Below are 19456 nucleotides of genomic sequence, written 5' to 3'. Positions count from 1 at the left end.
CACCGGTGACCGACCCCGCCGACCTCGCCCACGCCGTCCTGCTGCGGGTGGCGGAGTTCGTCCGCGCGCTGCCCGCCGACCAGCTCACCGCCCTGGCCGACGGCACCGCGAAGCTGGCCGTGGTCGACAAGGCCCGGCCCGCCGCCCGAGCGACCGCCGCGGTTCCGTCCGGAGTGGACACCGATCGGGTACGCGCCGACCTCGCGGCCATCGGCGACCGGGCGGCCGGGGCCCGTTACCTCGCCGACCTGAAGCTCACCGTGGCGAAGCTGCGGGCGCTGGCCAAGGAGCTGGGCATCGCGGTGCCCAGCAAGGCCAAGAAGGCCGACATCGAGCAGGACATCCTGCAGTGGACGGTGGGCCGCCGGCTCGATTCGGCCGCCATCAGCCGTCCGTCGGCCGCTCGGAGCTGACCCCGCGGTCGGGCTACGGCCGCGGACCGGCGGGGCTGGCCCCGTCCGCTTCCGGCTCGGCGTCGTCCGGCAGCAGGGTGGCGCGCAGCTCGGCCAGCACGTCCGCCCAGAACGCCGGGGGTGCGGCGCCGCGCAGCTGACCGGCCAGGTGCTCGGCCAGCCGGTGCGCCTCCCGCCGGGTGAACGCCGCGCCCGCCGGGTCGTCCACCGGCGGCCGGGGCCGGACCGGCGCGTCCAGCGGCACCGGGTCGCCCGTGCAGACGATGTCGAGGTGCCCGGTGGTGCGGGTCAGCGCCACGTAGAGCAGCCGATGGCCGCGCTCGTCGCTGGCCACGATCTCCACCGGCTCGACCACCACCACCGCGTCGAACTCCAGGCCCTTGGCCTCCTGCGGGCTGATCAGGTTGACCGCGCCGCCCAGCTCGCCCCGGTCGGCGCTGCTCCAGCTCATCCCGTTGGCGGCCAGCGCCGCCTCGACCGGTCGCCGCTGCCGGGGCGGGCAGACGATGCCGACGAACCGGCCCGCCTCGGCGTGCTCCCGCGCCACGGTGACCGCCCGGCCGGCCAGCTCGGCCAGCCCGACCCGGTGCACGCCGGTGTCCGCCGGCCCGTCCCGGACCACCTCCACCGGCGCCACGCCGGGCGCGGCCACCGACAGCAGCGGCGCCGCCGTCGCGTACGCCTGCCGGGGTACGCGGTAGCCGTACCGCAGCGGGGTGATCCTCGCCGGGTGGACGGTCGGCAGGTGGGCGAGCACCTCGTCCCACGAGTCGCGGGCCCAGTTGCCGGTGGACTGGGCGAGGTCGCCGACCACGGTCAACGACCCGGTGGCGCTGCGCCGGGCCACCGTGCGCAACTGCATGGGGGAGAGGTCCTGCGCCTCGTCCACCACCACGTGCGCGTACCGGCGGCCCGGCCCGTCGATCAGGTGCGCCAGCTCGTCCAGCAGCGGCAGGTCCGCCGGCGACCAGGTCTCCCGGGACAACCGGTCCGCGCCGCGCCGGTGCAACGCCGTCACCTCCGCCGGGGTGAACTCGTCCCCGGCCGCGGCCCGCAGTCGGGCGGTGGAGCCGAGCAGGTCGCGCAGGAAGCCGGCCGGGGACTGCGCCGGCCAGAGCCGGTCGACCAGGTTCGCCACCGCCTCCGAACCGGCCGATTCCACCCCGGACCGGGCGGCGATCAGGCCGGTGAGCCGGTCACGCAGCAGTTGCCGCCGACCCGCGTACGGCAGGGCCGACGCCCGCGCCGCGGCGAGCGCCTCGGCCACCTCGACGCCGGGCAGCGTGACGAACCGGCCGCCGACCAGCAGCCGCTCGGCCGGATCCGGGGCGCCGATCCGGGCGTCCAACCCGCGGGCCAGCAGGCCGGCCATCCGCGCCTCACCCTTGATTCGCGCGACCCCGTCCCGCTCGGTGCGCCCGCGCGGCACGTCCGGCGCCAGCCGGCCGACGTCGCGCAGCTCCACCCCCTCGTCGCCGAGGGCCGGCAGCACCTGGCCGATGTAGCGCACGAAGGTCGGGTGCGGCCCGACCACCAGCACGTCCGGCGCCGACATCTCGGCGCGGTGGGTGAACAGCAGCCAGGACACCCGGTGCAGCGCCACCGCGCTCTTGCCGGTGCCGGGCCCGCCCTCGATCACCAGCACCTGGTCGCGGGGGGCACGGATCAGCGCGAACTGGGCGGCCTGGATGGTGGCCACGATGTCCCGCATGCTGCCGGTACGACCCCGGGTCAGCTCGGCCAGCAGCTGCGCGTCCACCGCCTCGGCGATCTCCGCGAGGATGGTGTCGGTGATCTCCTCGATGGAGTTGCCGGCGCAGCTGAAGGCGCGCTTGCGGCGTACCCCCGCCGGGTTGTCGGGGGTTGCCTCGAACCAGCCGGCGGCGGCCGGCGCGTGCCAGTTGACCACCAGCACCTCGCCGTCGGCGTCCCGGATCAGGTGCCGCCCGACGTACCGGATCTCGCCCGACTCGTCGTCGACCCGGCCGAACGCCACCGCCTCGTCCGCCGCGCCCAGCGCCCGCACCGCGGCGGCGGCGTGCCGGCGCAGGTGGGCGGCGGCGCCGGCGTGCGCGGCCGCCGACGGCATGCTGCGCAGCCCGTCGCGGCGCCGGTCGCGGTGCTGCGCCGCCGCGTCGAAGTACGCCTGCTCGGCGGCGATCTCCGCTTCCCTGGACGCCACGCGGCCCCTCCCTCGACGCCGACCGGTCCGAGCCACGGGACTCGGTCGGTTCACCGTACCGGCTGGGTCCGACCGGTCGTCGGCCCTGCTTCTGCGGGGTTGTGCCGCCCCCGGCGGGGCGCCTTTCGGGGCCTGCTATCGTTCTGCACCGTTGCCGATGAGCGCCGCTAGCTCAACTGGCAGAGCAGCGGACTCTTAATCCGCGGGTTCGGGGTTCGAGTCCCTGGCGGCGCACCAACGATCAAGGCCCTGAACTGGTGGTTTCCACCGGGTCGGGGCCTTTTTCGCGTCTGGTGGTGGTGGGTGATCGCTCGGTGGGTGTCCGGGAGCCGATGGACCGGCGTGGCGCCGGTTGGACCCGGCGCCACGCCGGTGAAGATGGTTCCCTCATACGCGGCATGCGCCCTGCACTCTTCACCCCGTAACTTCAGACTCCTGTTGGTAGGTCGTCCGGGAGCGGGTGGGGGCAGCGTGCGTGAGATCGTGCGCAGGTCGGTGCGGGCCATCCTTCTGGATGACGAAGGCCGCCTGGTTCTGATCAGGCGGATCAAGCCCGGCCAGGCGCCGTACTGGACGACGCCGGGGGGTGGCCTGGAGTCGACGGACGTCTCCCTGGAGGCCGCACTCCGCCGCGAGTTGCGCGAGGAGCTCGGCGCTGAGGCGGATCAGTTCGCTCAGGTCTTCCTGTTCACCACTCCCGCCGGTGAGGGCGTTTCCGTGCAGCACTTCTTTGCTTGTCGGTTGCTTCAGTTGCAGGAGGATGCCCGGACCGGGCAGGAGTTCGCTGATCCATCGCGCGGTGACTACCAAGTCGACCGGGTGGCGATCGACAAGCTGTATGCCGTGGATCTCAAGCCTGATGCGCTGAAGGAGTTCATCGCCGCCAACGAGGAGGCGCTGCTCTCGCTGTGTAGCAAGGTGCCCGTCGCAAAACCAATGAACCTCTGGTGGGGTTCGACGGCGACGGCCTCCGGGGCGCAGGTAGACCCGGAGGTGTAGACGAGGCACGCGAGGTTTGTCGTCCGTCCGGCCTCGGTCGGCGCGTTGGTCGCTCATGGCTGACCGGGAACTGGCCGACCAAAGCGCCGGTGTCGGTGGACGCGACGATCCTCGGGGGCTGTTGGCTTCTGCCCGCTGTGGCGTGACCGGACCCGGTATTCAGCTGGCCGTAGCTTTCACCTGGCGTCAGGCGCCGACCCGGCCGACCACCGCCTAGTCTACCAGGCATCACCAGCCGCAGCCACACCTGGCCGGGCGTCAGTCCTGCCTGGCAGGCAGCGGCCCATCCTGCAATGGCCGACATCAGCGTGGCGCCAAACCGCCAGCATCAGTAGCAATGCATGTGCCGATGTCAGACAGTACCGGCACCGACTGCAGCAGCATCGGTACCTCCGCCGCCCACCGGTGGATCCCCAGGTGGCCTTGTTGCTCGGGATGGGCAGATCGTGATGAGGTGCGCCTTGCCGGTTCTGACCCTTTCGTCATCGTCTCTTCGGCTGATTTCGTGAACAGTGATCATGGAAAACGTCTCACAAACCCCGTTTTGAGGGTGCGGGAGTTCCTACTGCGCCACCGTCGGCGCCGGGGTGGTGGGGTGTCTGCAGGCTGGGGATCATCGATGGGTGACTGGTGGTGGTGAGCTGACTCCTAGGCGGTGGCGGATCCTGTCCTTTTTGGCATTGCACGGCTCGGCCATCACGAGGGATATCGCAGTGGTGGCGGGGGTGCCGCGGTTGACGGCGCATCGGGACCTCACCTGGCTGCACGCCGCTGGGCTGGTGGGCCGGGAGCGCTCGGCGGAGGACCGTGCGCATGCCTGGTGGTATCGGATCACGGGGGAGGGCACCGACCTGCTCAACCGTGACCTCGTCTCGTCGGGGCGGCCGGTGCCACTGCGCCTCGGTCATAGGTACTGGGGTGCGGCGCACTACCTCCTGTTCCTCCCGCTGCTGGAAGCATCTCGGCAAGATCCGGGCCGGTGTGGGTTGTTCCAGTGGATGGCGACATTGGACACGTCGGTGTGGCTGCGGGAGCGGGGCCTGGCGCCTCTACGCGCTGACGGGTACGGGGTGTGGCTAGAAGACGGCCGCTGTGTGCGGTTCCTGGTGCACGTCGATCCCGACCCGGTCGGTGAGGTGATGACTGAGCGCGAGCGGTCTACCTTCGGCCTCGATCGCGTCCTGGCCGGTTACCGGCGTACTGATCCGATCGTGCCGGTCGGTGCGGTGTTGGTCATCGCTCGAGATGCTGTGCGCGAAGCGAACCTGCTGGCGGACCTGGTGAGCTGGCCGTTCCAGTTGCCGGTCGCGGTGACCACTGTCGACCTGTTGCGCCGGCAATGGCCCACGAGCAGGTGTGGCGAACTCCGGCCACGAGTGTGGCGCGTCATCGGTTGATCGACCTACCAGAGGCGGCTGCTGGGGTGTCGGCCCTGGCTGACCGCTTTCCCGCGTTCCTTGACGAGTCGGCCAGGTCGGAGCGCTGGAGGCGAGATAGTACGGAGATGACTGAGTCGAACGAGGCCAACGCTCGTCGCCGCCTGGCTGACGCGGACCTGGAGGTGCTTGTTGGTGTAGCAGCGCACCTCGAGCTGCTCTCTGTCGCCGAGGAACCGCCGGAGGAGATCGTGGATGCGCTGCTTCAGCGGCTGCGGCGCGACATGATGCGACTCGGCCTTATTCAGTCGGACTCGACTGAGGCGCTGCGTGCCGCCGTACGCGCACTGAACATGCGGCTGCGCCGTGCGCTCGGAGAGAACCTGCCGGCCGAGGACATCGAACTCTGATCCTTCTCCTCGGCACATGCCGAAGGAAGGGTAGGGCTTGCGGCATGTGGGCTTGTTACCGCTTGCGCCGCAGGCCGGGGAGTCTCGTCGCCGACAGCTTCTCGTCCAGCACAGGCTCATCTGACAACTGCGGACTGAAGTGGCGCAGCCCGGAGAGGTTACGGATGATGGTCGATCTATCTTCGGGTCTTGTATCACGCAACGCCATCTCAGCCAACTCCTTCTGAAGGTCGGCATCGATCTTCACGCGGAGCAGCCTGGCAATCGCCACGACAGCGGTCGAAAGCAAAGAAGCGGCTACCCAGAGCCCAGGATCTGCGAGGCCCACGGCCCAGTTCTCCTCACTCCGGTCGAGTGAGGCGCGCAGGACTCAGCTCGACCAGTACATCGTTCGCACTGATGAAGCTGAGGTCCTGCACCGACTGCGCAAGATCTCAGATGTTGCTGAACGCCTTAAGGCGTCTGAATACGGTAATACCACTCGAGAACGGCAACTGAATTAGGTGGGCAGGAGTCCGTCGGCGACGCCCGGCCCCAGGGCTGCCAGCTTCCAGATTCATATTGCATTACTACCGGAAGCCTCACCCTGTTCGCGGAAGAGCGTACCCGACCGGTGTGACGGGAGGCCAATGCGAGCGGATCTCAAGTCCTCCCAGGCGCGCCGTCACGGCCAGATTGGACATGAGTACTACCCCACCCATATCAGGCGGCTTAGAACCGGCCGTCGTCCTGCTGCCCTCGCCCAGCCCCATCGAGGGAGCCGGTCTAGTGGCAGCGCTCTTGACGAGAACCATCGGCCCCACATCGTGAGGGCTCACCGTGGGGGTACTGGATAGCATCGCGCGTCTCGATACTGGCGACTCGGCCTGCCCATTGACTTGATGTGACGGCGCGGATGCGCTGTGCTGGCAACTGGTCGTGGTTCGGTCAGGGGTGATGATGAGCGTGCAGGTGAACCCCGAGTGGTGGAGCTCGGGCGTCTGGAACGGCCAGCCGATAGGTGAGTTCCTGCGGCGCCGGGATGTGAGTGCCGTCTTCCGCTTCCTACACGCCCGTGGCGTGTCCTACGGCAGGATCGCGACGCTCGTTGACGTCTCGCCCAATCGCGCGGCAGAGATCGCCAAGGGCGTCCGGCAGGTCACGGCCTACGAGGTCCTCGAGCGGATCGCGGTCGGCCTGAGCATCCCCCGTCCGGCCATGGGTCTCGGCCGGGACGAGGACGGGCATGTCGTCGAGGAGCCGCGCCAGCTCTCGGCTGTAGGTGACATCGCGAATCAGCCGGTTATCGGAGTCGGGGACCGCGCGAAGGTCGACGTCTTGGCACAGCTGCGTCTGGGCCTGGACGAGGCCCTGGCATCGTCGAGCGTCGCTCCACGGCATCTCGAGCTGATAGAGGAGTCCGCGGGCGAGCACACGCGGATATACCCGTCGGCCTCCCCACGGGTGATGCTGTCGCTGCTGGCGAGTGACTGCCGGGAGGTGCAGGTTCTGTCAGGGCGGCGGCAGCCGGCGGCGGTCCAGGCTCGGCTGTCGGGGGTGGCGGCGCTGTTGGCGACGATGTGCGCGGATGCGTTGATGCGGCTCGGGGAGGTTGCCGAGGCGCGGCGGTGGTACGGCACGGCGATCCGTGCGGCGGATGACAGCGGGCAGCACCGGTTGAGGGTGCTGGTGCGGGCTCAAGCGGCGATGCTGCCGTACTACTTCGGAGACCCTGGCCAGACCGTCGCGCTGGCCGACGCGGCGCTGGCCCTCACCTCGACCGCATCATCACCGGCTGCCCTGGCTGCGGCCGGCCGGGCACGTGCGTTGGCCAGGCTCGGCGCAACCGAGCAGGCGCGGTCGGCTATCGCCCAGGCCCGGCAGATGTTCGACCAGGCCGGTGACGACGACACTGATGTGGCGTTCCGGTTTCCCGCGAAGCGTTTTCTGTTCTACCTCTCGGGGACGTACACCTGTCTCGGGGACACCGGGGGTGCGTACCGGGTTCAGGAGGAGGCGTTACGCCTGTACGGCGAGGCGCCGGCCGTACCGATCGACGTGGCCCTGATTGCCCTGGACAGGTCAGTGTGCCTCGCGCGGGACCGACGGGCGGCCGAAGCGGCAGTCACCGCCCACGACGCCATCGCCGACCTGCCGGAGATACAGCAGACGGAGATCATCCTTACCAGAGCCACGGACGTCATCTCGGCGGTTCCCGAGCGAGATCGGCACGGCGAGGTGGCGGCGTTGACTGAGTACGTGCGGGCCTGCCGCGAGCGCGCCCTTAGGCTGGGGGCCACCGCCGCGCTCGGTCCCTAGGAGCCGCATGTTTGTCGAGGCGCGCACCCGTCCGGTGCTCACCGAGGTGTGCCGTCGGCTCGGCTACCCCGACTCGGATGCCGCCCTGCTACGGCACCACACCAACGCCGTCTACGCCGTCAGCAATGTCGTGATCAAGATTGCTCCTTTCTCCTTCGACATGGAGCGAGTGCGGGCCATGGTGGCTGTGGTCGACTGGCTGGAGGCCCAGAGGTTTCCGACGGTGGGGCTCCAGCCAGCCCTTGTACAGCCGTTGCAGGTTGATGGTCACGCTGTCACGGTCTGGCAGCGTCTCGACCCGGCACACGATCAACCCATCAGCGTCGCCGAACTGGGAGTACTGCTTCGTCAACTGCATGCGCTGCCGACTCCGCCGATGCCGCTGCCTGTCCTGCGGCCGATCCACAGCATCGAGCGGTCCGTCGCCCGCTCGACGATCCTGGACCGGAAAGAGCGGGATCTACTGATGGGTGGGCTCAAGGCGCTAGCAGCCAGCTGGGACGCGATGAGGTTCCCGCGGGGTATCAGCCTAATTCAGTCCGACCCGCAGACACGCAACGCGCTGCGGCGCTTCGACGGTGCTCCGGTACTTGCTGACTGGGACGGCGCCGCCCTCGGGCCCCGCGAATGGGACATCGCTACGGTCGCTGTTCACTGCCGCCGATTCGACCCGCCCGGCTACACAGCCTTTGCCGACTTCACGACCGCTTACGGCTGGGACATCGATTCCTGGCCGCAGTTCGAGGAGCTGTGCCGGCTGCGCGAGCTGCAGATGATCGCCACCAATGCGCGGAAGTCCCGTCCCGGCACCGAGGCTGCCGACGAGGTACACCGCCGGATCGCGGGCCTGCGCGATGAAGGGGCGGAACTGACTCGATGGCACATCCTTTGATCTCTACCGAGTAGGGGACCGGACGGGCAGCCATCCTGCGCCACCTGCCCAGGGCCACGCCAGACACGACGATGCACACGGTGACCCACCACGCTGGGTCTGTATCCGCTCCGTCACTCCCGCGATCGTGAACGCCAGGAACACATCGGCACAGCCGGTCCAAGATCACTGGACTCGACGCTGTACCGACGGGCCAGCGACATCCTCACGCCAGGGAGATCCAGATGGATGTGCCAATGGGCGGCAGGTCGGAAGGCGACCCGACGCACCGGCAAGTGCGCGCACCAGGCGTTCCGTCGACCGTGCGGGCGGCTCCTCGTTTCCGTACTGCCATCGGGGCTGCGGGGGCGAGTGACCGGCGGTCTGCTCCCTGCCGCTGGCCGACGGCGATGGGTTTGCCGGTGCACCGGCAAACCCACCGCCTACCGGCGTTAGAACCGGCTGGGGGTCGGCCGTGACGGTGTACGTATCGCGGTACGCCGCCACCGGTGAGCTCCCCCGCGACTTTACGGAGCGGGCCGAGCCGATGGAGCGGCCGGTGGCCGACTTGCCGCTGCAGACGCATGTATGGCGGGTCGTGTTCGAGCAGCAGCTGCGGAAGCCCGACCCCCGATGACCGGCGACGGCACCCGCCCTGCCGCACCGGACTGGCCTTGGCCGCCGGAGCATCTGCCGCTGCGTCCGCTGTGGTTGTGTCGGCGCTGCGGGCATCCCTGGCCCTGCAGCGCGGCGAAGCTCGCGCTCTTGGCCGAGTACCGCGAAGTGCCGGGGAGCCTGTTCCTCTACCTGGCCGGCTGTCTGCACGACGCGATCGACGACTTGCACCGGCTCAACCCCAGCGTGACAGGCAGCGTCGCCGACATGTTCGACCGGTTCCTCGGTTTGCCTGCCCGCCACACCCACGCCTACCGCGTGAACACCACCACGGCCGCCGGCTCCAAGGAGACCTTGTCGTGAACGGCATCGGCCTCATTAACACCACCGGCCAGCCGGCGGTCGCCGGAAGCTTCCATACCCTGGTCGTGCAGCCGACGAGCTTCTGCAACCTCGATTGCACCTACTGCTACCTGCCCGACCGGAGATCCCGCCGCTTGATGAGCGGCGCGGTCGCGTGGGCCTGCGCGGAGTCGATCGCTCGGCAGAACAGCGGTCATCCGGTGAGCGTCGTGTGGCACGGGGGCGAACCCACCGCCACACCCATCGGGCTGTTCCGGGATCTACTGACCCCGTTCGAGGAGCTGCGAGGCGCGGGGATGGTGCGTCACGAGATTCAGACGAACGCGACGCTGATCAACCGACAGTGGTGCGAGCTGTTCACCGCTTACGGGTTCGAGGTCGGGGTCAGCATCGACGGACCGGGCGCGTTGAACCGGAACCGCCTTGACCGGGCCGGCAACCCGACCGATGCCCGGACCCTGCGCGGCATGCAGGCCCTGGCCGATGCAGGGCTGAGGTACTCGGTGATCTGTGTGGTCACCCCGGAAACCATCGACCACGCTGGCGCCCTCGTCGACTTCTTCACCGGCCTGCCCGGCTGCGAGTCGGTGGGCTTCAACATCGAAGAGCAGGAGGGCGCCGACCGGGCACCGGTGTCCGAGGATGCCGCGTACCGGTTCTGGCAGCAGCTCATCGCACGTCGCGTCGACGGCAGCCCGCTGCGGATCCGCGACGTGGACCGGCTGGCCTACTACCTTGCCGCCACCCGCGCCGGACACGTCGACCATGCGCCGTACGAGCCTATCCCGACGGTCTCCTGGGATGGGCAGGTGGTTCTCCTCTCACCGGAGCTCCTCGGCATCACCGAGCCGCGATACGGCGACTTCATCGCCGGCAACGTCCTACAGCAACCCATCAGCGCCATGCTCGCCCGCGCCAGCGACCTGGACTACGTCGCCGAGTTCGTAACAGCCCTCAACGATTGCGCCGACCACTGCGCCTTCTACGACTTCTGCCATGGCGCCCAGGCCGGCAACCGCTACTTCGAGCACGCGACATTCACCGCCCGAGAAACGACCTACTGCCGCACCACCCGACAGGCCCTCGTCCGCGCCGCCGCGGACCACCTCACCCCTCAAGGAGAAGCACCATGACCAACGCCCTCGCGACCCTCATCAACGCCGCACCCGAGCAACTCGCCCGCCTCGGCGTCGACCCGGAACGGTCGGTAGCGTCAATCGACGCGGCGAAGTTCGACAACCGCCCCACTTGGGCCAACAAGGGTAAGTTCGACAGCCGACCCGGCTGGGACAACTGGAACAAGAAGAAGTAGCCCCCGCGACGGGACGCGCGGGGTGGCGTGCCCACCCCGCGCCCACAGAGGTTGAGGACACATGCGCACGACCACGATCGGCGACGTAAAGGTCCTACTGCCGGACCTCGAACCGGACGACCTCGACACCACCACGAACCTCGCCGACGGACTCACCGAGGCCCTCGTCGAGGGCGCCGCGTGGCGCGGCTCGCACCTTGAGGACGCCAGCATCCGCAGCAGCCTGATCACCGGCGTAGACCTGAGCGAGAGCACATGGGAGGCCGGCAGCCTCTACGGCTGCGAGATCACCCGCACCGACTTCTCCGGCGCCACCCTGACCGGCATCACCATCGAACGGTGCGCCATCACCGGCTCCCGGTTCACCGGCACCAGACTCACCGACGTACGCCTCAAGGACGTCCTGTTCGACGGCTGCCGCTTCGACTACGCCACCCTTCGGCGTGTCACCGCCTCCGGCTCGGTCGCGTTCACCGACTGCACTCTCACCAACGGCGCGTGGTCTTTCTGCCGACTGGCGCGCATGGCACTGCGATCCTGCGACCTGAGCGGTCTGGAGCTGGACTCCTGCCACCTCGACGGCGCCGACCTGCGGGGCAGCCGCATCCACGGCCTCAAGACACCGCTGGACAACCTGCGCGGCGTCATCCTCGGCGAGGACCAGCTTCCTGACCTCACCCGGCTGACCGTCGCCGCCCTCGACCTCACCGTCCGCAACGACTGAAATCGGAGGAGGCATTGTGGCCGCTGAACCTACCGGCAGCCCGGACACGATCCTCGTCTGCATCAGGGGCAACTCCGGCTCGGGTAAGAGCAGCATCGCCCGCGAACTACGACGCCGGCACGGCCGGGGCTGCGCCCTGGTCGAGCAGGACTACCTGCGCCGCATCCTGCTGCGCGAGCGGGACAAGCCCGGCGGCGCCGCGCCCGCGCTGATCGGGCAGACCGTCCGGTTCGCCCTCGATCACGGCTACCACGTGGTGCTGGAAGGCATCCTGCACACCAATCGCTATCGCAGCATGCTGACCGCCCTGCGGGACGGTCACCGCGGCCGGTCCCTGTTCTGCTACCTCGACGTGTCCCTGGCCGAGACCCTGCGCCGGCACCTCACCCGCCCGAAGGCCACCGAGTTCACCGCCGAGCACATGAGCGGCTGGTACGCCGCGCACGACGTCCTGGGCTGGCCCGACGAACTCGTCCTCCCCGAGACCACCGGACTGGACGAGGCCGTCCAGGCCATCGCCGCTGTCGCCGGGCTACCCCAGACCGGACGCGACGACGACCGGCTACCGAACGTTCCGTCCCCGTAGGGGGCCTTCCACCGCCTGCCGGAGTTCGCTCAGCCACTCGATGCCGAGCCGGTGGCCGTCGGGGAACTGGTCGTCGCGATCCCAGCGCCACGTGGTGATCATCGCCAGCATGAGAGTCCGGCAGTCTCGAAGCAGGTGGTGATCGACGCCCGGGTAGTGGTCTGCGACCTCGTCGGGGGCGTGGGCCAGGTCGAACTCGATCGGCCCTCGGCAGCACGTCTCGAAGTCGATGAAGAGCGGGCCGATCCGGGTCGCGAGCAGGTTGCCCGGGTGCGGTTCGCCGTGCAGGACCTGTTCGGGTCGGCCGCTGTCGCCGACCGCCCGGCGTAGGCGGTCCAGTGTGTCGGCGAGAAGGGCGCGGTCCGTGTCGGCCAGCCTCGGCGTCCGGTCTTGGTCGGCCACGAGCGCCCGGGCCTCGGAGACCCGGTCCGTGACGTGCGGAGTGGGCAGGTCGACCCGGCGCATTCCGGCGTGCAGACGTTCGAGCGCTCTGGCGTAGTCCGCGGGCGGGACCGCCTGGGTGGTCACCGGTTCGTAGTAGGTCCACAGGGTGACCACGTGGTCGTCCCGGACGAAGACCTCGGGCGCTTCCAGCGCGGCCACCGGGCTCCCGACCTCGAACAGTCGCCGTGCCATGTCCACTTCGAGCTGGGCGCACTGGTGTGCCGTCGGTGCCACCTGGGCCAGCACGTCGCAGGGCCGCAGCCGCAGGGTGAGCTTGTTCGAGTTCTGCAGGACGACGGCGTCGTCGGCGGTCAGGCCGAGCGACCTGGCGCTCACCATGGCTGCCTGGGTTGCCCGCCGGGCCGCGTACGCCTGCATCGGAGCACGGTAACTCAACGTTTCCGGCGCAGCAGCCGGGTTTCGGGCCCCCCGCGCCAGGCCGCCAGTGCTGTCCGGGCAGGTCGATCACGATGAGGCCGGTCAGCAGGGCACATGGCCAGGGTGGGACGCGCGATATCCTGACGCCTCGCTTGAGAGGTGGAGTGATGGGGCTGCGTGGTTGGGTCGCGCTGGCAGCCGTCTGTGCGATGACCGGGTGCGGTTCGCCGTCCGCCCCGACCGCCGATCGGTCCACGGCCGACGCCCGCCCCTCCGCCGCGCCGGCCACGAGCTCGGCCATCGGGCCGTCTCTGCCTTCGGTCCCGGCGACCGGCGGAGCCGGCTACTCCGCGACGTTGTCCGCGCGTCTGGTGTCCACCGGCCTGTTGCCATCGGGCTCCAGGGTGGACGTGGCGACGGTCATGGCACCGGACGCCGGTGATCGACGACCGGGTGCCGGAGCGTCCTGTTCGGACGACATGATCCCGCTGTTGTCGGCCACCCGGCTGACCGGGACCCCGTCGGCGATAGCCGCGGCCACCGTCAGCCACGACGCGGGTCCCGATCAGCTCTGGGTGGGAAACGAGGTCCTCCGGACCTACGCCGATGACGGCGCCCGCCGGGCGATCGACGACCTGCGAACCTTCGTCGGTCGGTGTCCCACCGCCGTGGCGTCCATCGGCGGCCGCGCCAGCTATCGCTACGCGGTGGGCCCGGGACCCCGGCTGGGCGACGAGAGTCTTCACCTGAGCTGCCGGATGACCTCCGGATCGGGCACGCTGGGTTGCGACACCATTCTGGTCCGGCTCGGCACCACCCTGCTGGTCGCGCAGGAGATGGGCGACGACTCGGGCGGCGACGGATATCTCTCCCGACTCGCCGAAGCCGCCGTCCGCAGGTACCGGGCGGGCGGATCCTGACCCCCACGGCCGCGCGGCCGGTCCGGGCGGCAGGTGAACGCTGTCGCCCCGGGCCCGCTGCGACCGGTCCACGACAGTGCAGCGGAATCCGCGTACCGCCGCCCTAGAGTCCGGTCCATGAAGCTGTGCACGCGACTCGGCGGTGGCCTCGCCGTACTGGCGGCGGTGTTGGTGGCGTGGCCGGCGGCGGCGTCCGCCGCGCCGGCCGACGGCGGCCTCGGCCTGGACCTGCGCACCACCCAGGCGAGCCACCCGGCGGGCGGGCCGGTCCGGCTGACGCTCGCGGTCACCAACTCCACCGGCGCGGCGTGCGGCCTGGCCACGGCCGCCGAGGGCACCGTGCAGATCGCCGCCGTCCGCCGGGACGGGCAGGATCTGGTGCCGGCGCTCGGCCGCAGCTTCCACGACGACGGCATCGGCGCGGCCGCGACCGCCGGGCTGACGACCGTCGCGCCCGGGGCGAGCGCGACCGTGTCGCTGACCAGCATCCGGTTGGCCGACGGCGCCGAGCCGGGTGACGTGGTGCTGCGATCGGTGGCCGCCACCCCGGACGGCGGCGGCCTGGACAGCCTCTGGCCGGTCGGTGCCCCCGGCCGGTACGAGGTCACCGCCGGCTACGCGGCGCTGCCGGTCACCGGCGCCGCCACCCTCTGCCCGGGGGCGACGGCCCTGCGGACCACCACGTTCACCGTCGGGGACGCGACCGGGGGTCGCCGGTGGTGGCCGTGGCTGCTGGGCGGCGCGGTGCTGGCGCTCGCGGTCGTCGCGCTGGTGGTGCTGCTCCTGCTACGGGGTCGCCGTGGCGGCGCCGCGGCCGTCGCCCTGCTGCTGGTCGGCGCCGGCCTGTTCGGCGGGGGAGCCCGGCCGGCCCGCGCGGACTACACGGTGGACCCGAACGCGGGCGTGCCGATCGACGGGGTGGACTTCCCGGCGCTGGTCGAGAGCTGCCTGGCCGGGTTCGCCGCGCCCGGCGGCGACCCGGCCGGCATCCTGCCCCGGCTGAAGGACAAGAAGACACCCCGGGTGCGGATCATCCCGACGCCGGGCGGGTCCGGGGCCTTCGAGACGCCGACCGGCCGGGACGGCAAGGGCTCGTCCACGGTGACCTGGAACCCGACCTCCACCGAGCCGTACGAGCCGGGCGTGCCGCGGGATCCCTGCGCGGCGCTCTACCATGAGCTCAACCACGCCGACGACATCTCCCGCGACGCCGTGCCGCAGGGCGATTGCGGCAGCACCGGCATCAGGACCGCCGAGGTCAAGGCCACGTTCGCGGAGAACCGCTACCGGGTGGCCAAGGGCCTGAATCCGCGCACCGAGTACAACGGCAAGAAGCTGCCGAAGAGCCTCGACGAGTGCAAGAAGCCGGCCAAGAAGACACCCCCGCCGAAGGGTCCGGTGAAGCTCTGCGAGGACTCGGCGAGCTGCGGCGGCTCCAACGGCGACCCGCACCTGGTGACGTTCGACCGGGCGTACTACGACTTCCAGGCGGTGGGCGAGTTCGTGCTGGTCGCCTCGACCTCGGGTGACCCCCTCGCGGTGCAGGTCCGGCAGACGCCGATGGGCACCGCCCGGAACGTGTCGGTCAACTCGGCGGTCGCGTTCCGGCTCGGTGCCCACCGGGTCGGCCTCACCCTGACTCCCGGCGGCACCGAGGTACGCGTCGACGGCACGGTCGTGCCGGCACCGCCCGAGCGGACCGGCCTGCCCGGCGGTGGGGCCCTCGACCGGCGGCCCTCCGACACCGGCGCCGCCGACGGGTACGACCTGACCTGGCCCGACGGCTCCGCCGCCGCGGTCGACCAGATCGGCCACTACGGCTACCGGCTGCTGCTGAAGCTGGCGCCCGGCCGGGCCGGCAAGGTGCACGGCCTGCTCGGCGACTTCGACGGCGACCCGGCCGACGACATCGCCCCGCCGGCCGGCACCGCGCTGGCCCAGCCGGTGCCGTTCGAGAAGCTCTACCCGGCGTACGCGGACGCCTGGCGGATCGGCCAGGGCGACTCGCTGTTCAGCTACGCCGACGGCCAGGACACCCGATCGTTCACCGACCGCACCTTCCCCGACAAGCCGGCGACCGTGGCGGACCTGGACGCGAACCGGCGCGCGCAGGCCGAACAGGTGTGCCGGTGGGCCGGCCTCACCGACGCCTTCGCGCTCGCCGAGTGCGTGCTGGACGTCGGGGCCACCGGCCGGCCCGAGTTCGCGGTCAGCGGCGCCGCCACCGAGCGGATCGCCCCGCCCCCCGCCACGCCGATCGCCGTGCCACCGCTGGCCGCCGGCGCGGTGGCTCCCGGGGGCCGGCTGACCTTCCCCGGCCGCGCCGGCGACGCCGTGTTCGTCGACGTGACCGCGCCGGGGCTGCCCGACCGCTGCTCGCCGTACCGGCTGCTCGACCCGGCCGGGCAGGAGGTCGCCAACGGCTGCAACGTCAACGGCGTCGGCTACGTCGACCGCACCGAGCTGACCGTGGCCGGCACGTACGCGGTGCTGGTCGACGCGATCGGCGGCACGGGCAGCGCGACCGTGCGGGTCTACGCCGCCCGGGACGTCGCCGGCACCCTGGAGCCGAACGGGCCGACGCTGTCCGCGACGCTCGACCGGCCCGGGTCCGTGGCCCGCTACTCGTTTCCCGGCCACGCCGACGAGCGGGTGTTCGTCGAGGTGCCGGAGAGCACGCTGAGCGACCAGTGCTCGCCGCTGGACCTGCGCGCCCCGGACGGCAGGCTGCTGAACACCGGCTGCGTCATCAACGGCGCCGGTGAGGTCGACGGCACCCTGCTGCCCGCGGACGGGACGTACACCGTCCTGGTGGACCCGAAGGACCGGACGGTCGGCGACGTCGCGCTGCGGCTGTCCGTCGGCCGGGACGTGACCGGCGAGATCGCCGTGGGCGGGCCGCCGGTCGTCGCGACCGTCGACCGGGCCGGCGGGGTCGTCCGCTACCGGTTCACCGGCACCGCGGGAACGTCGGTGACCGTGGCGGCCACCGCGGCGACCCTGCCCGACCAGTGCGGGCCGCTGGAGCTGCGGGATTCGGGCGGTCGGCTGCTGGCGGAGGGCTGCGTGATCAACGGGGTCGGCGACATCGGGGCGACCGTGCTGCCGGTCACCGGCACGTACACCCTGGTGGTCGACCCGCGCGACACCGCGACCGGTGCGGTGACCCTCACCCTGCGCCGCTGATCGGGCCGGCGGCCGGGGACGCCTCGGGCGTCAGCGTGCCGCCGGTGGGCGCAGGCCGTCGAGGGCGACGCCGAGCACCCGGTCCCGCTGGGCGGGGTCGGGGAACTGCGCCATGGTGAGGCCGCTGATCAGCCGGATCACGTCGTCGAAGCCGATGTCGTCGCGGACCGCCCCGGCCGACTGGGCGCGCCGCATCATCGGCTCGCCGGCGGCGTAGATCTCCGTCCGGCAGCTGCGGAACACCTCGGAGTCGTGCACCAGCTCCTCGGCCAGGGCGCGCTTGGTGGCCACGTAGCCGACGAACCGGTGCAGCCAGGCCACCAGGGCGTCCCACGGAGGCAGGCCGGAGAGGTCGCCGGCGGACTGGCTGAGCGCGCGGACCTCCTCCACGTAGAGCGCCTCGAAGAGATCCCGCCGGGTGGGGAAGTTGCGGTAGAGGGTGCCGATGCCGACGCCGGCCCGCCGGGCCACCTCCTCCAGCGAGGCGGTGGCGCCGGCCTCGGCGAAGACCTCCCGGGCGGCCGCGATCAGCGCCTCGTAGTTCCGCCGGGCGTCGGCCCGCTTCGGCCGGCGGGCGAAGACGTCGGTGGGTTGTCCCGCGCCCGTCATGACCTACGTCACCTCACCTCGGTTGCAACCGGAGGCACCCCTCCGCTAGCTTGGTGGAGGCACCCCTCCGTACGGAGCCTTGCCTCCGGTTAGCTTACCCCGGTCTCCGACGCCGGCCCCAAGAGCGGGCCTCCGGAGCCTCCGCCCGATCTCGACCGAGGAGCTCTTTCATGCCCGACGTCGCCCAGTCCACCCGCGCCACCGCCACGCCTCGTCCGTTCGGACGCGATCCTGGAGTTCCCGCAATGTCGTTCCGACGCGGCTCCCGCCGCCTCACCTTCGGGGTGCTGGCGGCCGGCGCCGGCTTCTTCTCGCTGCTGCAGTCGCTGATCGCCCCGGTGCTGCCCACCATCGCGCATGACCTGCACACCTCACAGAACACCGTGACCTGGGTGCTTACCGCGTACCTGCTGTCCGCGTCCATCTTCACGCCCATCCTCGGGCGGGTCGGCGACATGATCGGCAAGGAACGCACCCTGGTCGTGGCGCTCGCCGCGCTCGCGCTCGGCTGCCTGCTGGCCGCCGTCGCGCCGAACATCGGCGTGCTGATCGTCGCCCGGGCGGTGCAGGGCATCGGCGGCGCCGTCTTCCCGCTCTCTTTCGGGATCATCCGGGACGAGTTCCCCGCCGCCCGGGTCTCCTCGGCGGTCGCCGGCATCTCCGCCGTGGTCGCCGTCGGCGGCGGCTTGGGCGTGGTGCTCGCCGGGCCGATCGTCACCGCCCTGGACTACCGCTGGCTGTTCTGGATCCCGATGGTGGTGGTCGGGCTGACCGCCGTGGCCGCCAAGCTGTTCGTGCCGGAGTCGCCGGTGCGTACGGCCGGCCGGATCGACTGGCGGGCGACCCTGCTGCTCTCCGGCTGGCTGGTGGCGCTGCTGCTGCCGGTCAGCAAGGGCGCCACCTGGGGCTGGACCTCCGGTCGCGTGCTGGCCCTGCTGGCGTTGGCCGTGGTGCTGCTGGCCGGCTGGCTGGTGGTCGAGCTGCGGTCGACGAACCCGCTGATCGACATGCGGATGATGCGCCTGCCCGGCGTCTGGACCACCAACCTGGTCGCCCTGCTCTACGGCGCCTCGATGTTCTCGGTGTACGCCTTCCTGCCGCAGTTCGCCCAGATCCCGACGGCGGCCGGCTACGGCTTCGGCGCCAGCGTCACCCAGGCCGGCCTGCTGATGCTGCCCATGCTGGTGGCCATGTTCGTGGCCGGGCTGCTCGCCGGTCGGCTGGAGTCCCGCGGGTTCGGCGCCAAGGCGCAGTTGGCCACCGGCGCCGCCTTCAACGTGCTCGCCTCGGCCATGCTGACCGTCGCGCACGACACCCGCTGGGAGGTCGGCGTCGCCGGCGGCCTGGTCGGCCTGGGCATCGGCCTGGCCTTCGCGTCGATGGCGAACCTGATCGTGGGCGCCGTGCCGGCCGGCCAGACCGGCGTGGCGACCGGGATGAACGCCAACATCCGCACCATCGGCGGCGCGGTCGGCGCCGCCGTGGTCAGTGGGGTGATCACCGCCCACCCGCAGGCCGGCGGCCTGCCCCGGGAGGCCGGCTTCACGCTGGGCTTCCTGGTGCTCACCGGCATCGCGCTGGCCGCCGCGATCGCCGCTCTCGCGGTCCCGTCGCCCCGGCGCGGGTCCGCCGGTCGCCGGCCGGCCGCGGGGCCGACGGTGACCCCCGAGCCGGTACGCGAGCTGGCGCCGGTCCCGATCGGCCGCTGACCCTCGTCCTGCTCGACGGCCAGCCGGCGTCAACTAATGGTTGACGCTGGCTGGCCGTCAA

At 71.2% G+C, this 19456-nt stretch carries 19 protein-coding genes and 1 tRNA gene; 16 read left to right on the top strand and 4 right to left on the bottom strand.

Annotation, left to right across the window (positions count from 1 at the left end; genetic code table 11):
- Positions 1–5: 5 nt before the first annotated feature.
- Positions 6–413 (top strand): hypothetical protein, encoded by a 408-nt coding sequence (locus ACFY3U_RS02185; RefSeq protein ID WP_387193406.1) that lies wholly within the window; start codon positions 6–8, stop codon positions 411–413.
- A gap of 13 nt (positions 414–426) precedes the next feature.
- Here ACFY3U_RS02185 and ACFY3U_RS02180 read toward each other — a convergent pair whose 3' ends face one another.
- A complete protein-coding gene (locus tag ACFY3U_RS02180) occupies positions 427–2595 on the bottom strand; it encodes a HelD family protein (protein WP_387193403.1) in 2169 nt (722 codons plus the stop codon).
- A 161-nt stretch (positions 2596–2756) separates the two neighbouring features.
- Between ACFY3U_RS02180 and ACFY3U_RS02175 the strand changes: the two genes are divergently transcribed.
- From ACFY3U_RS02175 to ACFY3U_RS02160, 4 genes are all read left to right on the top strand, one after another.
- Positions 2757–2832, top strand: a tRNA-Lys gene (locus ACFY3U_RS02175).
- A gap of 234 nt (positions 2833–3066) precedes the next feature.
- Positions 3067–3594 carry an NUDIX domain-containing protein gene (locus ACFY3U_RS02170; RefSeq protein WP_387193400.1) on the top strand — a complete coding sequence of 176 codons (528 nt, stop codon included), beginning with the start codon at positions 3067–3069 and terminating at the stop codon, positions 3592–3594.
- A gap of 623 nt (positions 3595–4217) precedes the next feature.
- Complete coding sequence (locus ACFY3U_RS02165) at positions 4218–4991, top strand: MarR family transcriptional regulator (RefSeq protein WP_387193397.1); 774 nt, start codon at positions 4218–4220, stop codon at positions 4989–4991.
- A gap of 107 nt (positions 4992–5098) precedes the next feature.
- The gene (locus ACFY3U_RS02160; RefSeq protein WP_387193394.1) at positions 5099–5380 is read left to right on the top strand and encodes a hypothetical protein; all 282 of its coding nucleotides are present in this window, start codon (positions 5099–5101) and stop codon (positions 5378–5380) included.
- A gap of 55 nt (positions 5381–5435) precedes the next feature.
- Here the strand turns inward: ACFY3U_RS02160 and ACFY3U_RS02155 are convergent, their stop codons facing one another.
- The gene (locus ACFY3U_RS02155; RefSeq protein WP_387193392.1) at positions 5436–5627 is read right to left on the bottom strand and encodes a hypothetical protein; all 192 of its coding nucleotides are present in this window, start codon (positions 5625–5627) and stop codon (positions 5436–5438) included.
- 692 nt (positions 5628–6319) lie between these two features.
- Here ACFY3U_RS02155 and ACFY3U_RS02150 point away from each other — a divergent pair.
- The 8 genes from ACFY3U_RS02150 (at position 6320) to ACFY3U_RS02115 (ending at position 12149) form a co-directional block, all read left to right on the top strand.
- The gene (locus tag ACFY3U_RS02150) at positions 6320–7678 is read left to right on the top strand and encodes a hypothetical protein (RefSeq protein ID WP_387193389.1); all 1359 of its coding nucleotides are present in this window, start codon (positions 6320–6322) and stop codon (positions 7676–7678) included.
- A 7-nt stretch (positions 7679–7685) separates the two neighbouring features.
- Positions 7686–8570, top strand: coding sequence for a phosphotransferase (locus ACFY3U_RS02145; RefSeq protein WP_387193386.1), 885 nt, complete (start codon positions 7686–7688; stop codon positions 8568–8570).
- Positions 8571–9024: 454 nt separating this feature from the next.
- Positions 9025–9186 carry a multiple cyclophane-containing RiPP AmcA gene (amcA, locus tag ACFY3U_RS02140; RefSeq protein ID WP_387193383.1) on the top strand — a complete coding sequence of 54 codons (162 nt, stop codon included), beginning with the start codon at positions 9025–9027 and terminating at the stop codon, positions 9184–9186.
- Positions 9183–9527 (top strand): hypothetical protein, encoded by a 345-nt coding sequence (locus ACFY3U_RS02135; RefSeq protein ID WP_387193380.1) that lies wholly within the window; start codon positions 9183–9185, stop codon positions 9525–9527. The genes amcA (ACFY3U_RS02140) and ACFY3U_RS02135 overlap by 4 nt, the downstream gene beginning before the upstream one ends.
- The gene (gene amcB, locus ACFY3U_RS02130) at positions 9524–10660 is read left to right on the top strand and encodes a cyclophane-forming radical SAM peptide maturase AmcB (RefSeq protein WP_387193377.1); all 1137 of its coding nucleotides are present in this window, start codon (positions 9524–9526) and stop codon (positions 10658–10660) included. Before ACFY3U_RS02135 ends, amcB begins: the two co-directional genes overlap by 4 nt.
- Entirely contained in the window at positions 10657–10839 is a 183-nt protein-coding gene (amcA, locus tag ACFY3U_RS02125; protein ID WP_029126032.1) for a multiple cyclophane-containing RiPP AmcA, read from the top strand. The genes amcB and amcA (ACFY3U_RS02125) overlap by 4 nt, the downstream gene beginning before the upstream one ends.
- A 61-nt stretch (positions 10840–10900) precedes the next feature.
- Positions 10901–11563: a pentapeptide repeat-containing protein gene (locus ACFY3U_RS02120; protein ID WP_387193374.1), complete on the top strand. Its 663-nt coding sequence runs from the start codon at positions 10901–10903 to the stop codon at positions 11561–11563.
- A gap of 16 nt (positions 11564–11579) precedes the next feature.
- A complete protein-coding gene (locus ACFY3U_RS02115) occupies positions 11580–12149 on the top strand; it encodes a kinase (protein WP_387193371.1) in 570 nt (189 codons plus the stop codon).
- On the opposite strand, the gene ACFY3U_RS02110 is transcribed toward ACFY3U_RS02115, so the two are convergent.
- Positions 12126–12971, bottom strand: coding sequence for a phosphotransferase family protein (locus ACFY3U_RS02110; RefSeq protein ID WP_387193368.1), 846 nt, complete (start codon positions 12969–12971; stop codon positions 12126–12128). The two genes, ACFY3U_RS02115 and ACFY3U_RS02110, sit on opposite strands and share 24 nt — an antisense overlap.
- Positions 12972–13450: 479 nt before the next feature.
- On the opposite strand from ACFY3U_RS02110, the gene ACFY3U_RS02105 reads away from it, so the two are divergent.
- Together ACFY3U_RS02105 and ACFY3U_RS02100 are read left to right on the top strand one after the other, a co-directional pair.
- On the top strand, positions 13451–13891 hold the full coding sequence (locus ACFY3U_RS02105; RefSeq protein WP_387193365.1) for a hypothetical protein: 441 nt from the start codon (positions 13451–13453) through the stop codon (positions 13889–13891).
- A 117-nt stretch (positions 13892–14008) separates the two neighbouring features.
- Complete coding sequence (locus ACFY3U_RS02100) at positions 14009–17077, top strand: VWD domain-containing protein (RefSeq protein ID WP_387193362.1); 3069 nt, start codon at positions 14009–14011, stop codon at positions 17075–17077.
- 30 nt (positions 17078–17107) lie between these two features.
- Here ACFY3U_RS02100 and ACFY3U_RS02095 read toward each other — a convergent pair whose 3' ends face one another.
- Positions 17108–17686, bottom strand: a complete 579-nt coding sequence (locus ACFY3U_RS02095) for a TetR/AcrR family transcriptional regulator (protein ID WP_387193359.1) — start codon at positions 17684–17686, stop codon at positions 17108–17110.
- A 245-nt stretch (positions 17687–17931) separates the two neighbouring features.
- Here ACFY3U_RS02095 and ACFY3U_RS02090 point away from each other — a divergent pair, with 245 nt between their 5' ends.
- Entirely contained in the window at positions 17932–19395 is a 1464-nt protein-coding gene (locus ACFY3U_RS02090; RefSeq protein WP_387193356.1) for an MFS transporter, read from the top strand.
- The last annotated feature ends 61 nt before the right edge of the window (positions 19396–19456 follow it).

The organism is Micromonospora sp. NPDC000089 (genome assembly GCF_042899365.1).
In the GTDB taxonomy this organism is placed as follows: domain Bacteria; phylum Actinomycetota; class Actinomycetes; order Mycobacteriales; family Micromonosporaceae; genus Micromonospora.
Note: the sequence above shows the minus strand (reverse complement) of the source record. Positions and strands in the feature narration are given on the sequence as shown.

Excerpts from the sequence above, each read along its gene's own strand:
- ACFY3U_RS02160 (WP_387193394.1), top strand. The coding sequence starts at position 5,099 with ATGACTGAGTCGAACGAGGCCAACGCTCGTCGCCGCCTGGCTGACGCG.
- ACFY3U_RS02150 (WP_387193389.1), top strand. The coding sequence starts at position 6,320 with ATGAGCGTGCAGGTGAACCCCGAGTGGTGGAGCTCGGGCGTCTGGAAC.
- ACFY3U_RS02145 (WP_387193386.1), top strand. The coding sequence starts at position 7,686 with ATGTTTGTCGAGGCGCGCACCCGTCCGGTGCTCACCGAGGTGTGCCGT.
- ACFY3U_RS02135 (WP_387193380.1), top strand. The coding sequence starts at position 9,183 with ATGACCGGCGACGGCACCCGCCCTGCCGCACCGGACTGGCCTTGGCCG.
- amcA (WP_029126032.1), top strand. The coding sequence starts at position 10,657 with ATGACCAACGCCCTCGCGACCCTCATCAACGCCGCACCCGAGCAACTC.
- ACFY3U_RS02120 (WP_387193374.1), top strand. The coding sequence starts at position 10,901 with ATGCGCACGACCACGATCGGCGACGTAAAGGTCCTACTGCCGGACCTC.
- ACFY3U_RS02110 (WP_387193368.1), bottom strand. The coding sequence starts at position 12,971 with ATGCAGGCGTACGCGGCCCGGCGGGCAACCCAGGCAGCCATGGTGAGC.
- ACFY3U_RS02105 (WP_387193365.1), top strand. The coding sequence starts at position 13,451 with ATGATCCCGCTGTTGTCGGCCACCCGGCTGACCGGGACCCCGTCGGCG.
- ACFY3U_RS02100 (WP_387193362.1), top strand. The coding sequence starts at position 14,009 with ATGAAGCTGTGCACGCGACTCGGCGGTGGCCTCGCCGTACTGGCGGCG.
- ACFY3U_RS02095 (WP_387193359.1), bottom strand. The coding sequence starts at position 17,686 with ATGACGGGCGCGGGACAACCCACCGACGTCTTCGCCCGCCGGCCGAAG.
- ACFY3U_RS02090 (WP_387193356.1), top strand. The coding sequence starts at position 17,932 with ATGTCGTTCCGACGCGGCTCCCGCCGCCTCACCTTCGGGGTGCTGGCG.